This window comes from Petrachloros mirabilis (assembly GCF_975968855.1).
Map to the genome: position 1 here is coordinate 1 of NZ_CDLUDY010000150.1, position 19082 is coordinate 19082.

The 19082-nt window shown below is 55.2% G+C and carries 15 protein-coding genes; 12 read left to right on the forward strand and 3 right to left on the reverse strand.

Going from position 1 to position 19082, the window contains the following annotated elements:
* Positions 1–62 precede the first annotated feature (62 nt).
* The 11 genes from ACWVCN_RS06030 to ACWVCN_RS06080 all read left to right on the forward strand — a co-directional run bounded on the left by ACWVCN_RS06030 (position 63) and on the right by ACWVCN_RS06080 (position 15883).
* On the forward strand, positions 63–473 hold the full coding sequence (locus ACWVCN_RS06030) for a dual specificity protein phosphatase family protein (RefSeq protein ID WP_455244648.1): 411 nt from the start codon (positions 63–65) through the stop codon (positions 471–473).
* An 89-nt stretch (positions 474–562) separates the two neighbouring features.
* A complete protein-coding gene (gene mutM, locus ACWVCN_RS06035) occupies positions 563–1462 on the forward strand; it encodes a bifunctional DNA-formamidopyrimidine glycosylase/DNA-(apurinic or apyrimidinic site) lyase (protein ID WP_455244649.1) in 900 nt (299 codons plus the stop codon).
* Between the two features lie 144 nt (positions 1463–1606).
* A complete protein-coding gene (locus tag ACWVCN_RS06040; RefSeq protein ID WP_455244650.1) occupies positions 1607–2803 on the forward strand; it encodes an ATP citrate lyase citrate-binding domain-containing protein in 1197 nt (398 codons plus the stop codon).
* A 28-nt stretch (positions 2804–2831) separates the two neighbouring features.
* A complete protein-coding gene (locus ACWVCN_RS06045; RefSeq protein ID WP_455244651.1) occupies positions 2832–4652 on the forward strand; it encodes a citrate/2-methylcitrate synthase in 1821 nt (606 codons plus the stop codon).
* Positions 4653–4788: 136 nt separating this feature from the next.
* Positions 4789–7035 (forward strand): aconitate hydratase, encoded by a 2247-nt coding sequence (locus tag ACWVCN_RS06050; RefSeq protein ID WP_455244653.1) that lies wholly within the window; start codon positions 4789–4791, stop codon positions 7033–7035.
* Positions 7036–7060: 25 nt separating this feature from the next.
* Positions 7061–9292, forward strand: a complete 2232-nt coding sequence (locus ACWVCN_RS06055; RefSeq protein ID WP_455244654.1) for an NADP-dependent isocitrate dehydrogenase — start codon at positions 7061–7063, stop codon at positions 9290–9292.
* Between the two features lie 72 nt (positions 9293–9364).
* Positions 9365–10084, forward strand: a complete 720-nt coding sequence (locus ACWVCN_RS06060; protein WP_455244655.1) for a 2Fe-2S iron-sulfur cluster-binding protein — start codon at positions 9365–9367, stop codon at positions 10082–10084.
* 91 nt (positions 10085–10175) lie between these two features.
* Positions 10176–11759 (forward strand): FAD-dependent oxidoreductase, encoded by a 1584-nt coding sequence (locus tag ACWVCN_RS06065; protein WP_455244656.1) that lies wholly within the window; start codon positions 10176–10178, stop codon positions 11757–11759.
* Positions 11760–11938: 179 nt separating this feature from the next.
* Positions 11939–13117 carry an ADP-forming succinate--CoA ligase subunit beta gene (gene sucC, locus ACWVCN_RS06070; RefSeq protein WP_455244657.1) on the forward strand — a complete coding sequence of 393 codons (1179 nt, stop codon included), beginning with the start codon at positions 11939–11941 and terminating at the stop codon, positions 13115–13117.
* 11 nt (positions 13118–13128) lie between these two features.
* Positions 13129–14001, forward strand: coding sequence for a succinate--CoA ligase subunit alpha (sucD, locus tag ACWVCN_RS06075; protein WP_455244658.1), 873 nt, complete (start codon positions 13129–13131; stop codon positions 13999–14001).
* Between the two features lie 247 nt (positions 14002–14248).
* The gene (locus ACWVCN_RS06080; RefSeq protein ID WP_455244659.1) at positions 14249–15883 is read left to right on the forward strand and encodes a B12-binding domain-containing radical SAM protein; all 1635 of its coding nucleotides are present in this window, start codon (positions 14249–14251) and stop codon (positions 15881–15883) included.
* 3 nt (positions 15884–15886) lie between these two features.
* Here ACWVCN_RS06080 and ACWVCN_RS06085 read toward each other — a convergent pair whose 3' ends face one another.
* The gene (locus tag ACWVCN_RS06085; protein WP_455244660.1) at positions 15887–16873 is read right to left on the reverse strand and encodes a VIT1/CCC1 transporter family protein; all 987 of its coding nucleotides are present in this window, start codon (positions 16871–16873) and stop codon (positions 15887–15889) included.
* 51 nt (positions 16874–16924) lie between these two features.
* Complete coding sequence (locus ACWVCN_RS06090) at positions 16925–17050, reverse strand: hypothetical protein (RefSeq protein WP_455244661.1); 126 nt, start codon at positions 17048–17050, stop codon at positions 16925–16927.
* Between the two features lie 307 nt (positions 17051–17357).
* On the opposite strand from ACWVCN_RS06090, the gene ACWVCN_RS06095 reads away from it, so the two are divergent.
* On the forward strand, positions 17358–18848 hold the full coding sequence (locus tag ACWVCN_RS06095; protein WP_455244663.1) for a hybrid sensor histidine kinase/response regulator: 1491 nt from the start codon (positions 17358–17360) through the stop codon (positions 18846–18848).
* 46 nt (positions 18849–18894) lie between these two features.
* On the opposite strand, the gene ACWVCN_RS06100 is transcribed toward ACWVCN_RS06095, so the two are convergent.
* Positions 18895–19082, reverse strand: a 188-nt coding sequence (locus ACWVCN_RS06100) for a hypothetical protein (RefSeq protein ID WP_455244664.1), incomplete at its 5' end; no start/stop codon positions are given.

A 19082-nucleotide genomic window follows, 5' to 3' on the forward strand; every position in this document is an offset into this window, starting at 1 on the left:
ACGCGGAGGACGAAAAGAGGGCGGCTTGACGTCTCTGACGATGTCTTTATACTCTGGCCGCAATGTATCTGATCACAGACAAATTGCTGGTGGGTAACATCAATGACGCGAGGGAGCCTCCGGCAACGGTCGGGACGCTCTTGTTCGTGGCGGAGGAGTTCACTGTCGAGCCACCGAGTTGGGTCGATTATCACCGTATTCCAATCAAGGAATTCTCCGAGGCCGACCCTGCGACATTAAAGTCCGCCATCGAATGGCTCGAAACTCGTGTGCCGGAAGAACGTACGCTCGTCTGTTGCCGTGCAGGCATGGGACGATCTGTTTCAGTCGTCATGGCCTACCTCTGCTGTGTGGAAGGTATGACATATGAAGATGTGCTGAAGCTCGTCATGGCCCGCCGCCCAGGGGCGATGCCGCTTCCCAACTTACAAGTTGCAATTGAACAGGTTCGCTTGCTTCGTCGGGCTGCCTAGTTCTTCTTCCCCCTGGTTTACTGACGCATTGCCTTTCTTTCTGAACTCGTGGCCTAATTATGGCCGAGGTGCGATAGGGATAGTCGGTTATGCCGGAATTACCTGAAGCAGAGGTAGTGGCAGGGCAGCTCCGAAATGCGTTAATCGGTGCCACGCTTGTCGATTGCTGGTTCGGGCGTGCGGATATTGTTCGTGAAGGGCTCAAGTCGCATTCGTGGTACAGGGGTTCGCTTCTGCAAGACGTTAAACGATTCGGCAAGAGCGTCACGTTGGAGTTTGTGAAGAATGATACGGTTCGTTATATCGTGGCCGAACTCGGCATGACAGGGCTCCTTCTCTTTCCTTCGGCGCACACCAAACATCCTCAGCATGTGCACGTACGGATGACATTCTCGGGAGGGTCAGAAAAAGAATTACGCTACTGGAACCCGCGTCGATTCGGACGTATATCTTTGCTGGACCAGGTTGGACTTGATCGTTATGTGTCTAGGCGTTTTGGCCCTGACCCCATGACTGTTTCATCCGAGGAGTTTCACCAGCTTTTCAAGAATCGTAGGGGACGGTTGAAATCGCTGCTCATGCATCAGCAGGTATTGGCTGGAATTGGAAATATCTACGCAAATGAAATTCTGTTCAGAATTGGCCTGCATCCGAATGTTCCGGCCGATCGCCTCTCACAATCTCAGATCGAACGACTCTATCAGACGATGCGGCACGTCTTGCAGGAGGCCATCAATTACGGGGGATCGAGCGTGCGAGATTTCTTCGCCCCTGATGGAACGCAGGGGCAATACAAGTATCGGCATCTGGTCTATGGCAAAGAGGGACAACCTTGCCCGAGCGGCTGTGGACAAGTTCTTCGGCGACTGCGGGGCGAGCGGAGCTCATATTTCTGCCCTTTCTGTCAAAGGCACAGAGCCCGCAGAAAAGAACGATTGTCGAGTTCTCTCCAAATAAATTTGAAAAGCAGTGGAATTACAGTGTCTTAGCCTTTCAGGCTGGGGCCGTTCCGTGATGGTAGGCCTTTTGAACCGTTGTTGATTAGTCCCTCTGGTATATTGAGTCATCCTGCCGATTTCGCTACAATCCGTCTCCCTTTAGCGCAGCCAAACATACCCCTAAGGAGCGACGTCATGGCCAAGGTCCTCGAAGGTCCCGGGATGGGACTGATGAAAAAGTGGGGGATTCACGTCCCCAATTATGTAGTCGTCACTTCCGCAGACGAACTTGCCAAACTGGGGCAAGCCAACGACTGGATGAAGTCTGCCAAGCTCGTGGCAAAAGCTCACGAAGCCCTTGGTTCCCGGATGAAGCTAGGCCTCGTGAAGGTCGGTTTGGACCTCAGCGGCGCGGTAGCCGCAGCGAAGGAAATGATCGGCCGCCAGGTCGGCAGCATCACCGTCACCCAGGTGATCGTTTCCGAAATGGTCCCGCACAAGGAGGAATATTATTGTGCGGTCAAGTCGACCCGCGAGGGGAGCGAAATCCTAGTAGCTAATTGCGGCGGCATCGAAGTGGAATCGAACTGGGAGCGTGTGAAGCGGCTCTGCCTCGAAGTCGGGCAATCTCCCAGCCCAGAGGCACTCGAAAAACTCTCCAAAGATGCTGGTTTCACAGGTTCGTTGGCCAAAAAGATGGCTGATTTCTCCGGCAAAATGTTTACCTGCTTCGACAATGAAGATGCGCAATATCTAGAAGTGAACCCGGTTGTCGTACGCGAAAGCGATAATGAAGTGGTCGCACTCGATGCGGTGACGCTCCTCGACGGCGATGCGAAGTTCCGCCATCCGGACTGGAACTTTCCATTTGCCGCCGAATTCGGGCGCGCCTACAGCAAGGAAGAAATGGAAGTGATGGCCGTCGACAGCAAGATCAAGGGTTCGGTCAAGTTCATCGAAATTCCCGGCGGCGATACGGCGATGCTTCCGGCCGGTGGTGGTGCCAGCGTGTATTATTCCGATGCAGTTGTGGCGCGCGGGGGTAAATTGGCCAACTATGCCGAATACTCCGGCGATCCACCCGATTGGGCCGTTGAAGTGTTGACGGAAAAAGTCTGCTCCCTGCCGGGCATCAAAAACATCATCGTCGGCGGCGCGATCGCGAATTTTACCGACGTAAAGAAAACATTCGGCGGCATCATCAACGGTTTCCGCAAGGCGAAAGCTGATGGCAAGCTCAAGGGAGTCAAGATTTGGGTCCGCCGCGGAGGGCCTCGCGAGAAGGAAGGCCTCGATGCGATGCGCGCGCTCAAGGATGAAGGGTTCGACATCAACGTCTTCGACCGCAAGACGCCGCTGACCGATATCGTCGACATGGCGCTCAAAAAGTAGACATCTCAGACATGAAGAGGGACATCTGATGAGTATTCTGGCAAACAAAGACACCCGCGTCGTGATTCAGGGTGGCGCGGCAGGCGTCAATGCCGCCCGACGCATGGCCGAATTCTGCTACCTGATCAAGCGCCCGTTGAACGTCGAGGCTTTCGTTTATCCGCCGGACGCAGGCAAGACGAACGAAATCCCCTACGGCAGCGGCCTCATTGCCATCCCCGTCTATAAAACCATAGCCGAGGCGACCAAGAATCATCCGATCATCAACACCAGCCTTGTTTACATCGGAGCAGACCGTGCGATGAAGGGAGGCATGGAGGCGCTCGACGACGCCCATATCAAGGTGGTCTCGATGATAACCGAAGGTGTGCCCGAAAAGGACGCTAAGCTCCTCGGGACCCATGCACGGAAGCTTGGCAAGGTATTCAACGGACCGTCCTCCATCGGGATCATCTCTGCCGGCGCCTGCCGTTTGGGCGTGATCGGCGGCGCATTCGACAACCTCGTCCTCTCGAAGCTCTATCGGGAGGGTTCGTTCGGCGTCATTACGAAGTCGGGCGGCCTCTCCAATGAAATCATCTGGATCTGTTCGCAGTTTGCCGACGGAATTACGACAGCCATCGGTATCGGCGGAGACGCATATCCCGGTACCGACTACGTCAGTTACCTCGAAATGTTCGAAAATGATCCGCAGACCAAGGCGGTCGTCATCGTCGGTGAAATGGGCGGTGATCTCGAAGAACGGGCGGCTGAGTGGTATGGAGCCAAGAAACGCCGTGTAAAGCTGATCGGCGTCGTCTCAGGATTCTGCCAGGAGAGTTTGCCGAAGGGCATGAAGTTCGGCCATGCCGGTGCTAAGGAAGGCATGAAGGGCGAAGGGTCGGCCCGCTCGAAGTCGGATGCGCTCAAGAAGGCCGGCGCCATTGTGCCGCCGACCTTTGGTGCGCTCGGTCCGGCGATCAAGGAGACATACGAAGAGTTGTTGAAGTCAGGCCAGGTGAAGGCGCCGATCGAACCGGCCTCCTTGCCGATGCTGCCGAAGACGGTCGAAGAGGCGATGAAGGCGAACGAAGTCATGGTGGCGCCGTTGATTCGCACGACAATCAGCGACGACCGAGGTGACGAGCCCTGCTATGATGGCTATCCCGCGTCCGAACTCATCAACAAAGGATACGAAATCCCTCACGTGATCGGTCTCCTGTGGGACAAGCGACTGATTTCGAAACAGGAAGCAGAGATTATCAAGCGCATTATGATGCTCTCTGCCGATCACGGGCCCTGCGTGAGCGGCGCCTATGCGACGATTCTGGCAGCCTGTGCCGGCATCGGTCTCTCGCAGTCGGTGGCGGCCGGTCTCATCATGATCGGGCCGCGTTTCGGCGGCGCAGTCACCGACGCAGGTCGCTGGTTCAAGTATGCGGTCGACAACAAGATGAATGTTGATGAGTTTCTCGCGTACATGAAGAAGAACGTCGGCCCTGTCCCGGGAATCGGCCACCGCGTGAAGAGCCTGCGTAATCCGGACAAGCGGGTGAAGGAACTCGTCGGCTACGTGAAGAGCTTGAACATCAAGACGCCTTGCCTTGATTTCGCCTTGCAGGTGGAGCAGGTGACGGCGGCGAAGAAAGACAATCTGATTCTGAACGTGGACGGCACGATGGCCGCGGTGCTTGTCGATTTGGGATTCCCGATCGACAGCCTGAACGGCTTCTTTATCCTGTCTCGCACAATCGGCTTGATCGGCCACTGGGTCGATCAGAAGCGCCAGGATAGCCGCCTAATCAGGCTATTTGATTACCTGGTCAATTACGCGGCACCGAAACGCCGGGAAGTGCCACCGCTGAAATAACTGGTGGAGTTCCCGCTGCCGGAATCGTTGCGGGAAGTGCCGCCATAACACAAGGCCGATGGTGAACAAGGCGCGGCGAGGGAGCGCAACTCCCTGGCTTCTTCCTTGTGCCAGGCCAGTTTGCAAGGAGAGAGCAATGTCACTCGAGCTTGCCAAGAAACTTTATACGAAGATGCCGGACGTACTCGCCAAGGCCAGGAAGAAATTCGGCCGTGGCCTGACGCTTGCCGAAAAAATTCTCGTCGCTCACGCCGACAATTTCGATACGCAAACATGGGAGCGCGGCAAAGCTATGTTGGCGCTGCGACCCGATCGCGTGGCGATGCAGGATGCCACGGCTCAGATGGCGGTGCTGCAATTCATGCAGGCCAACAAGAAAAAAGCCGCGGTCCCAAGCACGATTCATTGTGACCACTTGATCCGCGCTGAGATGGGTTCCGAGAAAGACTTGTCGCGCGCGCTGGATGAGAACAAGGAAGTCTACAATTTTCTCGCTTCCGCAGCGAAGAAATACGGGATTGGTTTTTGGAAGCCGGGTGCCGGCATCATCCACCAGGTCGTCCTTGAGAATTATGCGTTTCCAGGCGGGTTGATCATCGGAACCGACTCACACACCCCTAACGGCGGTGGGCTTGGCATGCTTGCCATCGGTGTCGGAGGTGCGGATGCTGGGGAAGTCATGGCTGGTCTTCCCTGGGAAGTGCTGCATCCGAAATTGATCGGCGTGAAGCTCGCCGGCAAATTGAGCGGCTGGGCTTCTCCGAAAGATGTCATTTTGTACCTCTGCGGTTTGCTTACCGTGAAGGGGGGAACAAACAAGATCGTCGAGTATTTTGGTCCCGGTGCTGAAACCATCAGTGCTACTGGGAAGGGTACCATTTGTAATATGGGCGCCGAGCTGGGTGCGACGACTTCCGTGTTTCCGTTCGATCAGAAGATGGTCGCGTATATGAACCTTACGGAGCGCGCGGACCTGGCGAATCTCGCGACATCCCACAAGGACTTGCTGGTAGCCGATTCGGAAGTCCTACAGTCGCCCGAGAAGTACTATGATCAGATCGTGGAGATCGACCTTTCAAAACTTGAGCCGCATGTGGTCGGTCCCCACACTCCGGATCTTGCGCGCCCGATTTCGAAGTTGAAGGCGGAAGCGAAGGAAAAGGGATACCCGGTCGAACTGAAGGCGGCTTTGATCGGTAGCTGTACCAACTCGTCGTATGAGGACATCAGCCGATCGGCCCATATCGCCCAGCAGGCATTGAAGGCCGGCTTGAAAGCAAAGGCCTCGTTCCTTATCTCGCCGGGTTCCGAGCGAATCTACCATACGATGAAACGGGACGGATTCTTGGACACGTTCGAGAGGCTGGGCGGGACCGTTCTTTCGAATTCATGCGGCCCCTGTATCGGTCAGTGGAAGCGGGCAGACGGGGTGAAGGGTAAGGCGGATTCGATCGTTAGTTCCTTCAACCGGAATTTCCCGGGCCGCAACGACGGTATTAGTGAAACCCTGTCATTCCTCGCCAGCCCGGAAGTCGTCACGGCCTATGCCATTACCGGGGATCTTGGTTTCGATCCGGTAAACCAGACGGTCAAGGCCGCGGACGGCAAAGAATTCAAGCTACAGGCTCCGGTAGGTGAGGAGTTGCCGGCCAAGGGATTTGCCAAGGGAGAAGAAGGCTACATCGCACCGGCCGAAGACGGCTCGAATCTGACCGTCGACATTCCGCCAACCAGCGAGCGGTTGCAGCTATTGCAACCATTTCCCAAATGGGACGGAAAGGATTTTGAGAAGCTTCCCCTCTTGATCAAGACCAAGGGAAAAACCACGACCGACCACATATCTCCGGCTGGTCCTTGGCTTAAGTTCCGCGGTCATTTGGACAAGATCAGCGACAATATGTTTCTGGGCGCGAACAATGCCTTTTCGTCCGAGCCGGGCAAGGGCACCAATGTACTGACCGGCGAGTCGAATCTGACAATCGCCAAAATTGCGCGTGACTACAAGGCGAAGGGCATCGGTTCGATCGTCGTCGGCGACGAGAACTATGGCGAAGGCAGCAGCCGCGAGCATGCAGCCATGTCGCCTCGCTTCCTGAACGTGAAAGCCGTTCTCGTCAAGAGCTTCGCGCGTATTCACGAAACCAATTTGAAGAAACAAGGGATCTTGGCGTTGACCTTTGCTGATCCGAAGGACTACGAGAAGATCGAGCAGCAAGACCGCATCAGCGTGACGGGGCTGAGCAGTTTGGCACCCGGCAAATCTGTGCAGGTGACCATTCACAAGGCGGATGGCAACGCGCTCACCATCCAGGCGAACCACAGCATGACGGAGCAACAACTTGCGTGGTTCAAGGCTGGTTCCGCGCTGAATGCGCTGAACTAATCACGATGCGGAAAGGGGAAAGAGCATGACGACGAAAGCCGACAAGATCATCTATACGAAAACTGACGAAGCGCCGATGCTGGCGACCTATTCGTTTCTCCCGATCATCAATGCCTTTTCGAAGGCGGCGGGTGTTAGCGTGGAGTTGCGCGACATCTCTCTGGCCGGTCGTGTTATCGCGGTGTTTCCGGAGTATTTGACGCCGGAACAGAAGCAGCACGATGCCTTGGCCGAGTTGGGCGAAATGGCCAAGACCCCGGAAGCCAACATCATCAAACTCCCGAACATCAGCGCCTCGATTCCGCAGCTGGTGGCGACGATCAAGGAACTCCAGAAACAGGGTTATAACTTGCCCGACTATCCTGAAAATCCGAAGGACGACAAGGAAAAGGAGATCAAGGCCCGTTACGACAAAGTGAAGGGCAGCGCCGTCAATCCGGTGTTGCGCGAAGGCAACTCCGATCGTCGGGCACCGCTCTCTGTGAAGGCCTATGCCCGCAAGCATCCGCATAAGATGGCGCCGTGGAGTTCGGACTCCAAGACTCATGTGGTTCACATGAAGGGCGGTGACTTTCGGTCAAACGAGAAGTCGATCACCATTCCGGCCGCGACGACGGCGAAGATCGAGTTTGTAGGGGCGGACGGCAAGGTGACAGTGCTGAAGGAGAAGATTGCGTTACAGGACGGCGAAGTGCTCGACGCAACGTTCATGAGCGTGAAGGCGCTGCGCAAGTTTCTCCAGGAGCAGATCGAAGATGCCAAGAAGCAGGGTGTGCTCTTCTCGCTTCACATGAAGGCCACCATGATGAAGGTTTCTGATCCCAAAATCTTCGGCCACGCCGTGACCGTGTTCTACAAGGATGTGTTTGAGAAACATGCCGAAACGTTCAAGAAGCTGGGGGTCGATCCTGACAACGGCCTCGGCGATGTCTATGCGAAGATCAAGTCCTTGCCGGAGGACCAGCGGAAAGCCATCGAAGCAGATATTCAGGCCGTCTACCAGAAGCGCCCGCCGATGGCGATGGTGAACAGCGACAAAGGCATCACGAATCTTCATGTGCCGAGCGACATCATCATTGACGCCTCCATGCCTCCGGTGATTCGTGACGGCGGCAGGATGTGGAATCCGGAAGGCAAGCTGCAGGATGTGAAGTGCGTGATCCCGGATGCCAGCTATGCGCCGGTCTATCACGAGGTGGTTGAGTTCTGTAAGCAGAAGGGAGCGTTCGATCCCCGTACAATGGGAACGATTCCGAACGTCGGGTTGATGGCGCAGGCGGCGGAAGAGTACGGCTCGCACGATAAGACATTCAAGGCGCCTGCTAACGGCACGATCCGCATTGTTGATGCGGCGGGCAAGACGTTACATGAGCACAAGGTAGAGGAAGGTGACATCTGGCGGGCCTGCCAGGTAAAGGATGCACCGATTCAGGATTGGGTCAAGCTGGCCGTGACTCGTGCGAGGGCGACCGGCGCTCCGGCGGTGTTCTGGCTGGACAAAACCCGTGCCCATGATGCGGAACTGATCAAGAAGGTGAATGATTACCTGCCGAAGCATGATACGACCGGTCTCGACATCCGGATTATGGCTCCGGCGGAGGCCTGCCGTTTCTCAATCGAACGGATGAAGGAAGGCAAGGATACGATTTCAGTGACAGGCAATGTGCTTCGCGACTACCTCACGGACCTTTTCCCGATTCTTGAAATCGGTACCAGCGCCAAGATGCTCTCGATCGTCCCGCTGCTCAATGGCGGCGGATTGTTCGAAACCGGCGCAGGGGGATCGGCGCCGAAGCACGTGCAGCAGTTCCAGGAAGAAGGTTATCTGCGCTGGGATTCGCTCGGCGAGTTCCTTGCGTTGGCCGCCTCCCTGGAGCATCTGGCGAAGATTGGGAACAATCGGGTAGCGAAGATCCTGGCAGACACCCTGGATCAGGCCAACGCGAAGTTCCTCGAAAGCAACAAGTCTCCTGCCCGAAAGGTCGGAGAGATCGACAACCGCGGCAGCCACTTCTACCTGGCACTCTACTGGGCACAGGCATTGGCTGCTCAGACGGAGGATAAGAAGATCGCGGAGAAGTTTGCGAAGATCGCCAAAGACTTGAGCGACAATGAGAAGAAGATCGATCAAGAGTTGCTGGCCGCTCAGGGCAAGCCGCAAGACGTCGGAGGGTATTATCATCCGGACGATGCGAAGGCCTCGAAGGCTATGAGACCGAGTGCGACCTTGAACATGATCATTGATGCGATTGCATAAGGAATGATTCGTGGCAGGAGGCTACGGGGAACTCTCTAGCCCTGCCTCGTACTCCAAGCCGTTAGGGATCCGATGGCCAAAGAAATGACAGACGATCAGAACGTGATCGATCAACCCGAGGTTCTGAAGCCTCGGATGGTCACGATCGAAATTGCCGGTAAGAAGTATGAAGTGCCGGAGGGGATTACTGTCATCAAGGCCATGTGGTACGCGGGGCAGGAAGTAGTCCGTGGGGTCGGCTGTCTAGGCGGTTTCTGCGGCGCCTGTGCGACGTATTATCGAACAAAGGACGATCCTAAAGTGCGCACCTGCCTGGCCTGCCAGATGGCGGTGCAAGACGGGATGTCCTTTACGATGATGCCGCCGTTCCCGGCTCGCAAGGCGACTTATGAAATTCAAAAGCTGCAAGACCCCAAGCAAGACTTGTTCAATCTTTATCCTGAGGCCCCGCTCTGCCGGAATTGCAATGCTTGCACCGAAGCCTGCCCGCAAAAGATCGACGTGCGTGAGGGGGTGTGGAAAGCTGTCTTCGGTGACTTCAAGAGCGTTTCGGAAATGTTCATGGACTGTGTCATGTGCGGCATGTGCACGCCGGTGTGTATTGCCGACATCGCGCCGAACTTAGTGGCGCTCTATGTGAGTCGTGCTCAGGGTGCGCATTTCACCGAGAAGCCGGAAGGGCTGGATACGCGCATCAAGGAAATCAAGGACGGCCGATACAACGATGAGTGGAAGAGGCTTCTCGCGATGAGCGAGAAAGATCTCGCCGACCATTGTGCGACGATAAAATGATAGGCAACAGGTAGGGAGCAAGGGGCTTGAGTCCGGAAATTCTTGTTCAGATCCCCTAGCCTAGTGCGCCTCGCCCCGCGCTTGAGAGACTATGGACATTCACGCGCTGCAACAAATCGTTCACAAGACTCGGGACGCTCGTCGGAAGCAGACCATCCCCAAGTTTTCTCCCGCCGACCGCGATCAACTGATTCATAAATATCATCCCGATTTTCGGGCCAGCGCCTATCGGCCGATCCGTTTCGGTCCCAATGAAGGGGAGCAGACCGTTGTCGAGTTGGCAGCGCTGTTGGAAGGCGACAGCCCGATTCAGGACGATGTCGATCTGACCCCGCACTACTCGACCGACGTGCTGGTGATCGGTGGAGGGGGTGCCGGTTGTGCAGCCGCGCTCCACGCGCACGGAGCCGGGGCCAAGGTTATTCTGGCGACCAAGCTTCGATTGGGTGATTCCAACAGTGTGATGGCGCAGGGCGGCATGCAGATCTCCGTCGCGCCGGAAGATTCACCTGTCACGCACTTCATCGATACGCTGAAGGGCGGCCACATGAAGAACGACCATGAGCTGCTCAAAGTCATGGTCGAAGAAGGCCCGTCGATTGCGAAGTGGCTGATCGAGCTTGGCGTGTTGTTCGACCGCCAGGCCGACGGCAACTTACACGTAAAAAAGGGTGGCGGCAGTTCCAAGCCTCGCCTGGTGACCTGTTCCGACTACACCGGCCTTGAAATCATGCGGGTCCTGAAGGATGAAGTCATCAATCAAAAAATCCAGTTGCTGGAATTCGCCGCTGCGATCGAATTGCTCAGCGACGACAACGGGACCTGCACCGGAGCCATCTTCAAGGATTTGGACAATCACCGCTATGTCGTGGTCGCGGCCAAGTCCGTGATTCTTGCGACAGGCGGAATCGGCCGGCTCCACATTCAAGGATTTCCGACTAGCAATCACTACGGGGCTACAGGAGACGGACTCTGTCTCTCCTATCGGATAGGTGCCAAGCTGGCCCACGTCGATACTTTTCAGTACCACCCTTCAGGGGCGGTTTATCCGGAACAGTTGGTCGGCGCACTGGTGACGGAAGGTATCCGTTCAGAAGGCGGGCATTTGGTCAATGCCAAGGGTGAACGGTTTGTGAATGAACTCGATACTCGAGACGTCGTATCGTCATCGATCATTCGGGAATGTGAAGAAGGACGAGGTATCAGGACCATGTCTGGTCGTGTCGGTGTCTGGCTCGATACGCCACTATTGGATGCAGAGCACGGACCTGGCACAGTCGAGAAGCATTTCCCTGCCATGATGCTCCAGTTTGAGCGGTTCGGCATCGATATCAGCAAAGACCCTGTCCTCATTTATCCAACGCTTCATTATCAGAACGGCGGAGTGAAGATCGATACGAATTCGGAAACCAACGTGAAAAATCTGTTCGTGGCAGGTGAAGCGTCGGGCGGATTGCACGGGCGCAATCGCTTGATGGGGAATTCTCTGCTTGATCTGATGGTTTATGGAAAACGCTCAGGTCTGACTGCAGCCGGTCGGGTTGGATCGATGAAGCAAGGTAAATTGACGCTGAAACACCTGCAGCGGTTCCGTGTCGAAGCCAAGAAACACGGCAATCCAAGCGGTGTCATCTCACCGATGATCCTGCCGGCATATACAAGAAAGGTTGGGTAGGACTGCAACGGGAACATTTCTTGTGCTCGCGCAACGCGGCACGCAGGAATCTAGGATTTATCCCGTCGCCAAGAGTAAACGCGAAAGGGCTCCGGGTCGAACAAGTTTCGTTTGGCAGTGCTCGTTGGACGCGCGCAATACGAAACGTCCCCGTCGCAGTCCGAGAGAAGGGGTAGGGAATGAACGTTCACGAATTTCAAGCGAAGTCATTGTTTGCAGAGTTCGGGATGCCGGTACCGCGCGGGAGGGAGATTACATCTCCGGAAGCCGCGACCGCCTGGGCCAACGAGTTGAATACCCCGGTTTTTGTCGTCAAAGCACAGATTCATGCGGGGGGGCGCGGGAAAGCGGGTGGCGTGAAAATTACGAAGGATAAGGGCGCCGTCGCCGGACTGGCCAAGGAGTTGCTGGGTAAGACGCTGGTGACCCATCAGACCGGTCCAAAGGGACGCCAGGTTCATCGTCTTTTAATGGAAGAAGGGGCGAATATCGCGAAGGAGCTCTATCTTTCTATTCTGGTGGATCGTGATACCGGCTGGCCGACCTTCATTGCCAGCACCGAAGGCGGGATGGAAATCGAAGAAGTCGCGGCCCATACCCCCGAGAAGATCATCAAGGAGGCGATTGATCCAGCCGTTGGATTCCAAGGACACAACGGTCGTAACGTAGCCTTTGCGCTCGGCCTTCAGAATATCGAACCGGTGGTGATCAATCCCTTCGTCCAGATGCTTGGAAATCTCTACCGCCTTTTCATGGAGAAGAATGCGGCGTTGGTTGAGATCAACCCATTGATCATCACAAAGGAAAAGACTTTGGTCGCATTGGACGGGAAGGTCTCCTTCGACGACAACGCGATCTTTCGGCATCTGGATGTCCAGCGGATGCGTGATTTGAACGAAGAAGAGCCGTTGGAGATCGAAGCAACTGAGCATAGTCTGAATTACATAAAGCTCGACGGCAACATCGGCTGCATGGTCAACGGGGCCGGCCTCGCCATGGCGACGATGGACGTGATCAAGCTGGCTGGCAGCGAGCCGGCGAACTTTTTGGACGTTGGTGGTGGTGCGACAAAGGAAACGGTGGCAGCTGGTTTCCGCATTCTGCTCAAGGATCCCAACGTCAAAGGCATCTTCATCAACATTTTCGGCGGCATCGTCCGTTGCGAGCGGATCGCGCATGGTGTGATCGAAGCGGCTAAAGAAGTAAATATTGCGGTGCCCTTGGTTGTCCGACTGCAAGGTACCAACGCGGAGGAAGGCCGCAAGCTGTTAGCCGAATCAGGTGTGAAGCTCGAAGTTGCCAATGATCTATGGGAAGCTGCTCAGAAGATTGTGAAATTGACCGGTAAAGCAGCCTAAAGGAGAGCACCGTGAGCATTCTCGTTAACAAGAATACGCGGGTGGTGGTGCAGGGGATTACGGGCAAGGAAGGCTCGTTCCATGCGACACAATGCAAAGCCTACGGGACGAAAATGGTGGCGGGGGTGACGCCGGGCAAGGCGGGACAGGAAGTCGAAGGCATTCCGGTGTTCAACACCGTCGTGGATGCGGTCAAGAAGACCGAGTGCGATACCTCGCTGATCTTTGTGCCGCCGCCGTTTTGTGCCGATGCGATTTTGGAAGCCGCTGATGCCGGTATCAAGCTGATCATTTGTATTACCGAAGGTATTCCGGTCAATGATATGGTCAAGGTGAAACGGGCTCTCCGTGGCCGTGATGTGAGACTGATCGGGCCAAACTGTCCTGGCATTATTACAGTGGATGAAGCCAAAATCGGAATTATGCCTGGATTCATACATAAGAAAGGTGTGGTGGGTGTCGTCTCTCGAAGCGGGACCCTAACGTATGAAGCCGTCCATCAACTCTCAACGCTTGGATTAGGAGAAACCACCTGCGTGGGAATAGGCGGTGATCCGGTGCATGGCACCGGGTTTGTCGATGTCCTGGGTTTGTTCGAGAAGGACAACGAGACCCAGGCGATCGTTATGATCGGCGAGATCGGCGGTGATGCAGAGGAAAAAGCCGCCGAATTCATCAAAAAGAACGTGAAGAAGCCTGTGATCAGCTTCATCGCCGGGATCACGGCCCCTCCAGGCCGTCGTATGGGCCATGCCGGTGCCATCATCTCAGGAGGTAAAGGTACCGCGACAGAGAAGATGAAAGCTCTGGAGGCGGCGGGTGTGAAGGTGGTGAAGAATCCGGCTGAGATAGGGAACGCTGTCAAGCAGGCCCTCGGCCGCTGAAGAGGAAATTTCTCCGGTCGCACATGCCTAAGGTAAGATTTCTCATGCAAGTGATTATCCGATTGGTCGACATTGTGAAATCGTCATGAGGAATGTTCTGGCCTCTTAACCATCTATTCTCTTCCCCTCAGCCACGGAACGTGGTACTGTCAGCCTGGTTGTACGTTCCTTCCCGAATTGCCCTTGTTCAGATACTCCCTCGGTAAGTTCTCCAATTTTTACGTCGGTCTCGGACCTAGGAGCATGATTGCGAGTATTTCTCATCCACGTACGTGATCCGCAGTTCTACGCCCTCCCCGCAAGAACACTGGCACAAAACGGCAATATTCGGGTCATGGGCTTTCCCCCCATCGGGATTATGTCGCTTTCGTCCGTGTTGAAGCAGGCCGGGCATGAGTGTGTCATGTTCGACCAGGCCCATCCGGACACGCCGAACGAAGTGATTGTGGAACGGATTAATCTCGAACAGCCCGATCTCGTGGGCTTGAGTTTCTTGAGCACCACCAGCTACCCCTACGCCAAAATGCTGGCAAGGCAGATTCGGATCTCGAATCGAACGGTGAAGCTCGCGTTCGGCGGTGTGTTTGCCAGCTTGAATGCGCCGTTGGTCAAATTGCAATGTCCGGAAGTGGATTTTGTCTGCCGTGGGGACGGGGAACAGCTTGTGCTCGACTTGCTGGCCAATCTGGACAATCCGGAGGCGGTATCCGGTCTGACCTGGATGAAAGACGAGAAGGTCGTTCACAATCCCAACCGCACCTTGGAGCGGCACTTGGATCAATGGCCGTTTCCGGATCGTGAAAGTCTCAAGCTTGACTTCGTGGAGTCGATGCCGTTAGACGTGCCGGCGGTCTTGTCCATGGAACGGTTCACGACAATGCAAACGTCGCGAGGCTGTCCCTGGCCCTGTGTGTTCTGCGACATTCCAATTTTCAACGAGGGGAAATGGCGTGCGAGAAGCTCCGCGCATGTGGTAGCCGAACTCAAATATCTTCAGGAGCAAGGTTACGGGTCAGTCTATTTCGTCGACGATCACTTCCTCTTACAGCCGAAACGGATCGAAGCGATCTGCAACGGTGTGATGAACGAAGGCTTGACGATCCAGTGGGGCATTGAAGGACGTGTCGATTCGGTCGCGCAGCATCTCTTCCCGGCGATGGCCAAGGCTCATTGCCGGACTGTGATGTTCGGTATCGAGAGCGGCAGTCAGAGGATCCTTGATCGACTCAAGAAAGAGCAGACGCTGGAAGAAGTGACCACTGCCGTTAAGAATGCGAAAAAGGCCGGGATCGAAATCGTCCACGGATTCTTCACGGTCGGCAACCCGGACGAAACTGTCGAGGACATGCAGGCCACGTTTGATTTTGCCTCGAAATTGCCGCTTGACACGTTTGGATTCAACCGGTTGTGCGTCTATCGGGGCACGCCGCTCTGGCAGGAATATGTGAAGCGCGGTCTCGTGAGCGAAGCGGCGGATTGGTACAAGTATTTCAAGTGTTCTGAAATCGATCCCACCTGTTTGCCCGGTGAAGTGATCAACAGGGTCAGGCAGGAGGGTTTGAGGAAACTGTTCCTGTACAAGCTGACCCGATATCCTCTCCAAACCTTTCGGCTCTTGCGCCGATTTCTTCGTTTTATGCCCGTTCGGGATGTTGCCTACCTCATCCTCAAGCCGTTCCTCGGTCAGAAGAAGGGGGCCACCAAAGCCGAAGTCTTGTCACGAGCGGTGGAGCATGCAGATATGAAGGATGCGGCTGCGAAACTCACGCGGCTGACGGATGAAATGTTGCACAGTGTCCTCGAAGCCTCCCGTGAGGAACGTTTGCGTATTCAAAGGGACGGGGATGACTCCAGGGAGTTGCCGATGGCTCCTGCCCGGTAGGTGTTACACCGAAATGCCCCAATAGTTCTTCGCGAGAATCCCGATTCCGTAACTGACGCTGACTGCCAGGGTGATGATGATCAGGTTCAACAGGATTCGTCGCTTAATGTCCATTCCTGACAGGAAGGCCAGGATGGTTGAGACCAGTATCACCATCAGCCCAGCAGTGAAAACGGAAAAGAGCGCATTCCTGGCTCCGATCAGGACCGGCAGCACCGGGACGAGCGCACCGGTAATATAGGCCGATCCCACCACTAAGGCCGACGAGAGCGGTGATTCTTCCATCGGACTGGATTCCGATAGCTCGCCGAGAAAGATTTTCTTCGCGATCTCTGTTGTCTTCACCTCCTTTTCGGAGTTCAATGCGAGAAACGCTCCCGCAGCCATTGACAGGGCGCCGGCTACAGCCGTGGTCGAGGCGGCAATTAAGACCATGGTGGCGCTGCCGAAGGCTCCGAAAAACCCGCTGACGGCGCCGAGAATTTCCACCAGCCCGTCGTTCAATCCCAAGAAAATATTTCTGATCTTTTCGGCGTTGATTTTCCGCTCCGTGAGTGCCGTGACGAGCACGTCCTCGTGTTTGAACTCGTCCATCAGGATGCTACGCAAGGCTTCTCCCAGAGGATGGCCTTGGTATTCACGCCAGATGGTTAAATACTTTCGCACCCCATGGACCTCGATTGCCTCCAGGACCAGATGTACCGCCGTCGAACCAAAAACTTTGCACACGAATATGATAATGGACAGTTTGATCCTGCGGCCTATGTCCAGTTCATCGAGCTGGAGATCGAAGAACTTTTTCCAAAACGACAGGTGAGCTGTCTCGACAGTGATCAGCTCGTCGAGGGTCTGATGTACATCCGGCAGCGTGACTTTCCGCAAGGCCTTGTACAAGCGCAGATCGAACAGCTCGTCGAGCACAAGTTGCCGGGCAAGGCTCAGGTCGTGCACCCTGGAATGTGTGACGGTGGGTGGAATTGGCACAGCCATTCACTCCCTTTCTGTGAAGGGTTCGGGAACCGGCACGATAGAGGTGCTCGGCTATCCCATCAGAACATAGGCGCCGACTCCGACGACTGCGAGAATGGCAACGCTGAGCATCGCCTTCTCGTGGCCGCACATGCCCTGCTGCGCCTTGCAGACCGAGAGAGAACACATGAGCGACATGTAACCTCCTAATCTTCGGGACAGGAACAACTATACGCTGGGGCCCAATCATGTCAATGAGGAAAGCCTGGTAGGTTCCTCCGCAGTGAATCAAATTCCAGTCACGGTATGTATCCAGATCGATTCAGAGTACCTATTGTACCTGCCTGTAGATGGTAGTTTCTTGGTGATAGAATATTGAAAATTAAGGAATCCTGAATCTTCTAGTACAAACACGTGATGGCGGCTTCAGGGTACAGATTGTGCCTTCGTTAAATCTGCCAACAATCTATATCTATATGTCTGTGGGTGCGTAAGGGATTAGGGTATGGCCGGTTCAGACAAAACTTCTCGACCCTCGTACGATCCCCAGACATTATTGAACGCCCAGCCTGTGATGGTGACGGTAATTGATCCCGCCTCCTACATTGTACAGTTTCAAAATGAGACTGGGTTGAGACAACTCGGCGACATTTCCGGACGGACTTGCCACGAAGGCATTGCCGGATGTCCAGCTCCTTGCGATTTTTGCAAGATGCCGGAGGCTGTTCAGTCCGGCCAGGTAACGATTAACGAAGTGGCACTTCCTAATAATCAGCATCTGTTGGTTCAATGGTCGAAAGCCGTGACGGATGAGGGCCGTGTGCACGTAATCGAAACCATTACGGACGTGACGGCTCAAAAGCGCATGGAGGAGACGGCTCACAAAGTCGAAAAAATGGAGGCGTTGAGCCGACTGGCCGGTGGAATGGCGCACGACATCAATAATCTGCTCACTATCATTACAGGCGCCAGTGAGCAGGTTTCCAATGAAACTGAAGTTCCCGAATCAATGAATCCGATTCGACAAATCCAAGGAGCGGTCGATCGGGCTGCCGAGCTGACGCGGCGACTCGTCGCGTTTAGCCATCATCAGGTGGTGCGCCCGACTTTTCTCGACCTGAACGTGACTCTTCGTGAATTAATTCCAAAAGTTCAGGCCGTGCTAGGCGACCGCATCTCGCTAGAGACGGTGATACACCCAGATCCTGCAACGGTCATGGCTGATCCTCAGCAGATCGAGCATATGCTCATGGTATTGGTGACGAATGCACGGGATGCCATGCCTGAGGGAGGCTGTCTCATAATCTCAACCGTGGTGGGAAGTCTCTCAGAGGAAGCGGCAAAGGAGCGAGCAGTCAAATCCGGGATGTACGTGCGAATAGCTGTTCATGATCGTGGACGTGGCATTGCTCCAGAGTTACAGCGTCATCTGTTCGAACCGTTTTTTGTTCGAGGAGGAGAGGAAACAGGGCGTGGCTTGGGATTAGCCAGCGTCTATGGCATGGTTCGCCAAAACGGCGGGTTTGTCGACGTGAACAGTGAGTGCAATGTCGGCACCGTTTTCACGGTCGGCCTTCCTTGGTCCGAACCGCTTCACCCTCTGGAGGTGCAAGCCTCGATTTCACCGGTCTCCGATGGCCGCTACAGAATTTTGTTGGTCGAAGACGACGGAGATGTTCGTATGGCAGTGCGTGACATGCTCAAGGTTGCAGGCTTTGAGATTTATGAAGCGAGAGATGGGATGGATGCGTTGCAGCGGCTGCAGGAGATGACGCAGCCACCCAGTCTGATCCTCACCGACGTCATGATGCCCCGGATGACCGGTCCTCAGCTTGCCAAGCAGGTGCATGAGACGATGCCCGATGCACGAGTGTTATACATGTCCGGCTACTCCGACCAGATCCTGGAGCCTGTCGGGAACCGCCCGTTTGTCTTCATCGCCAAACCCTTCCGGGCCAACGATCTTATCAAGGCCATCCGCGAAATTCTCGCTTGAACAGAGAGTGAATCCGACCGGAAATTTCCGGCGGTTGACTGATTGCCTAGACGGCAAGCAGCTGTCTCGTTTCGTCCAAATGTTTTTGCAGGTAGGTCATGAATGGCGTGCCGCCAGTTCCTAGGGCCGTTGGATTACTTGCGTGGATTTGATGCTGGCGATGGATGTAGCTGTCGGCGTACCCGATGTGAATCTCGCGAAACTGCGCGAGGAGATCCACACAACTGCTGTAGG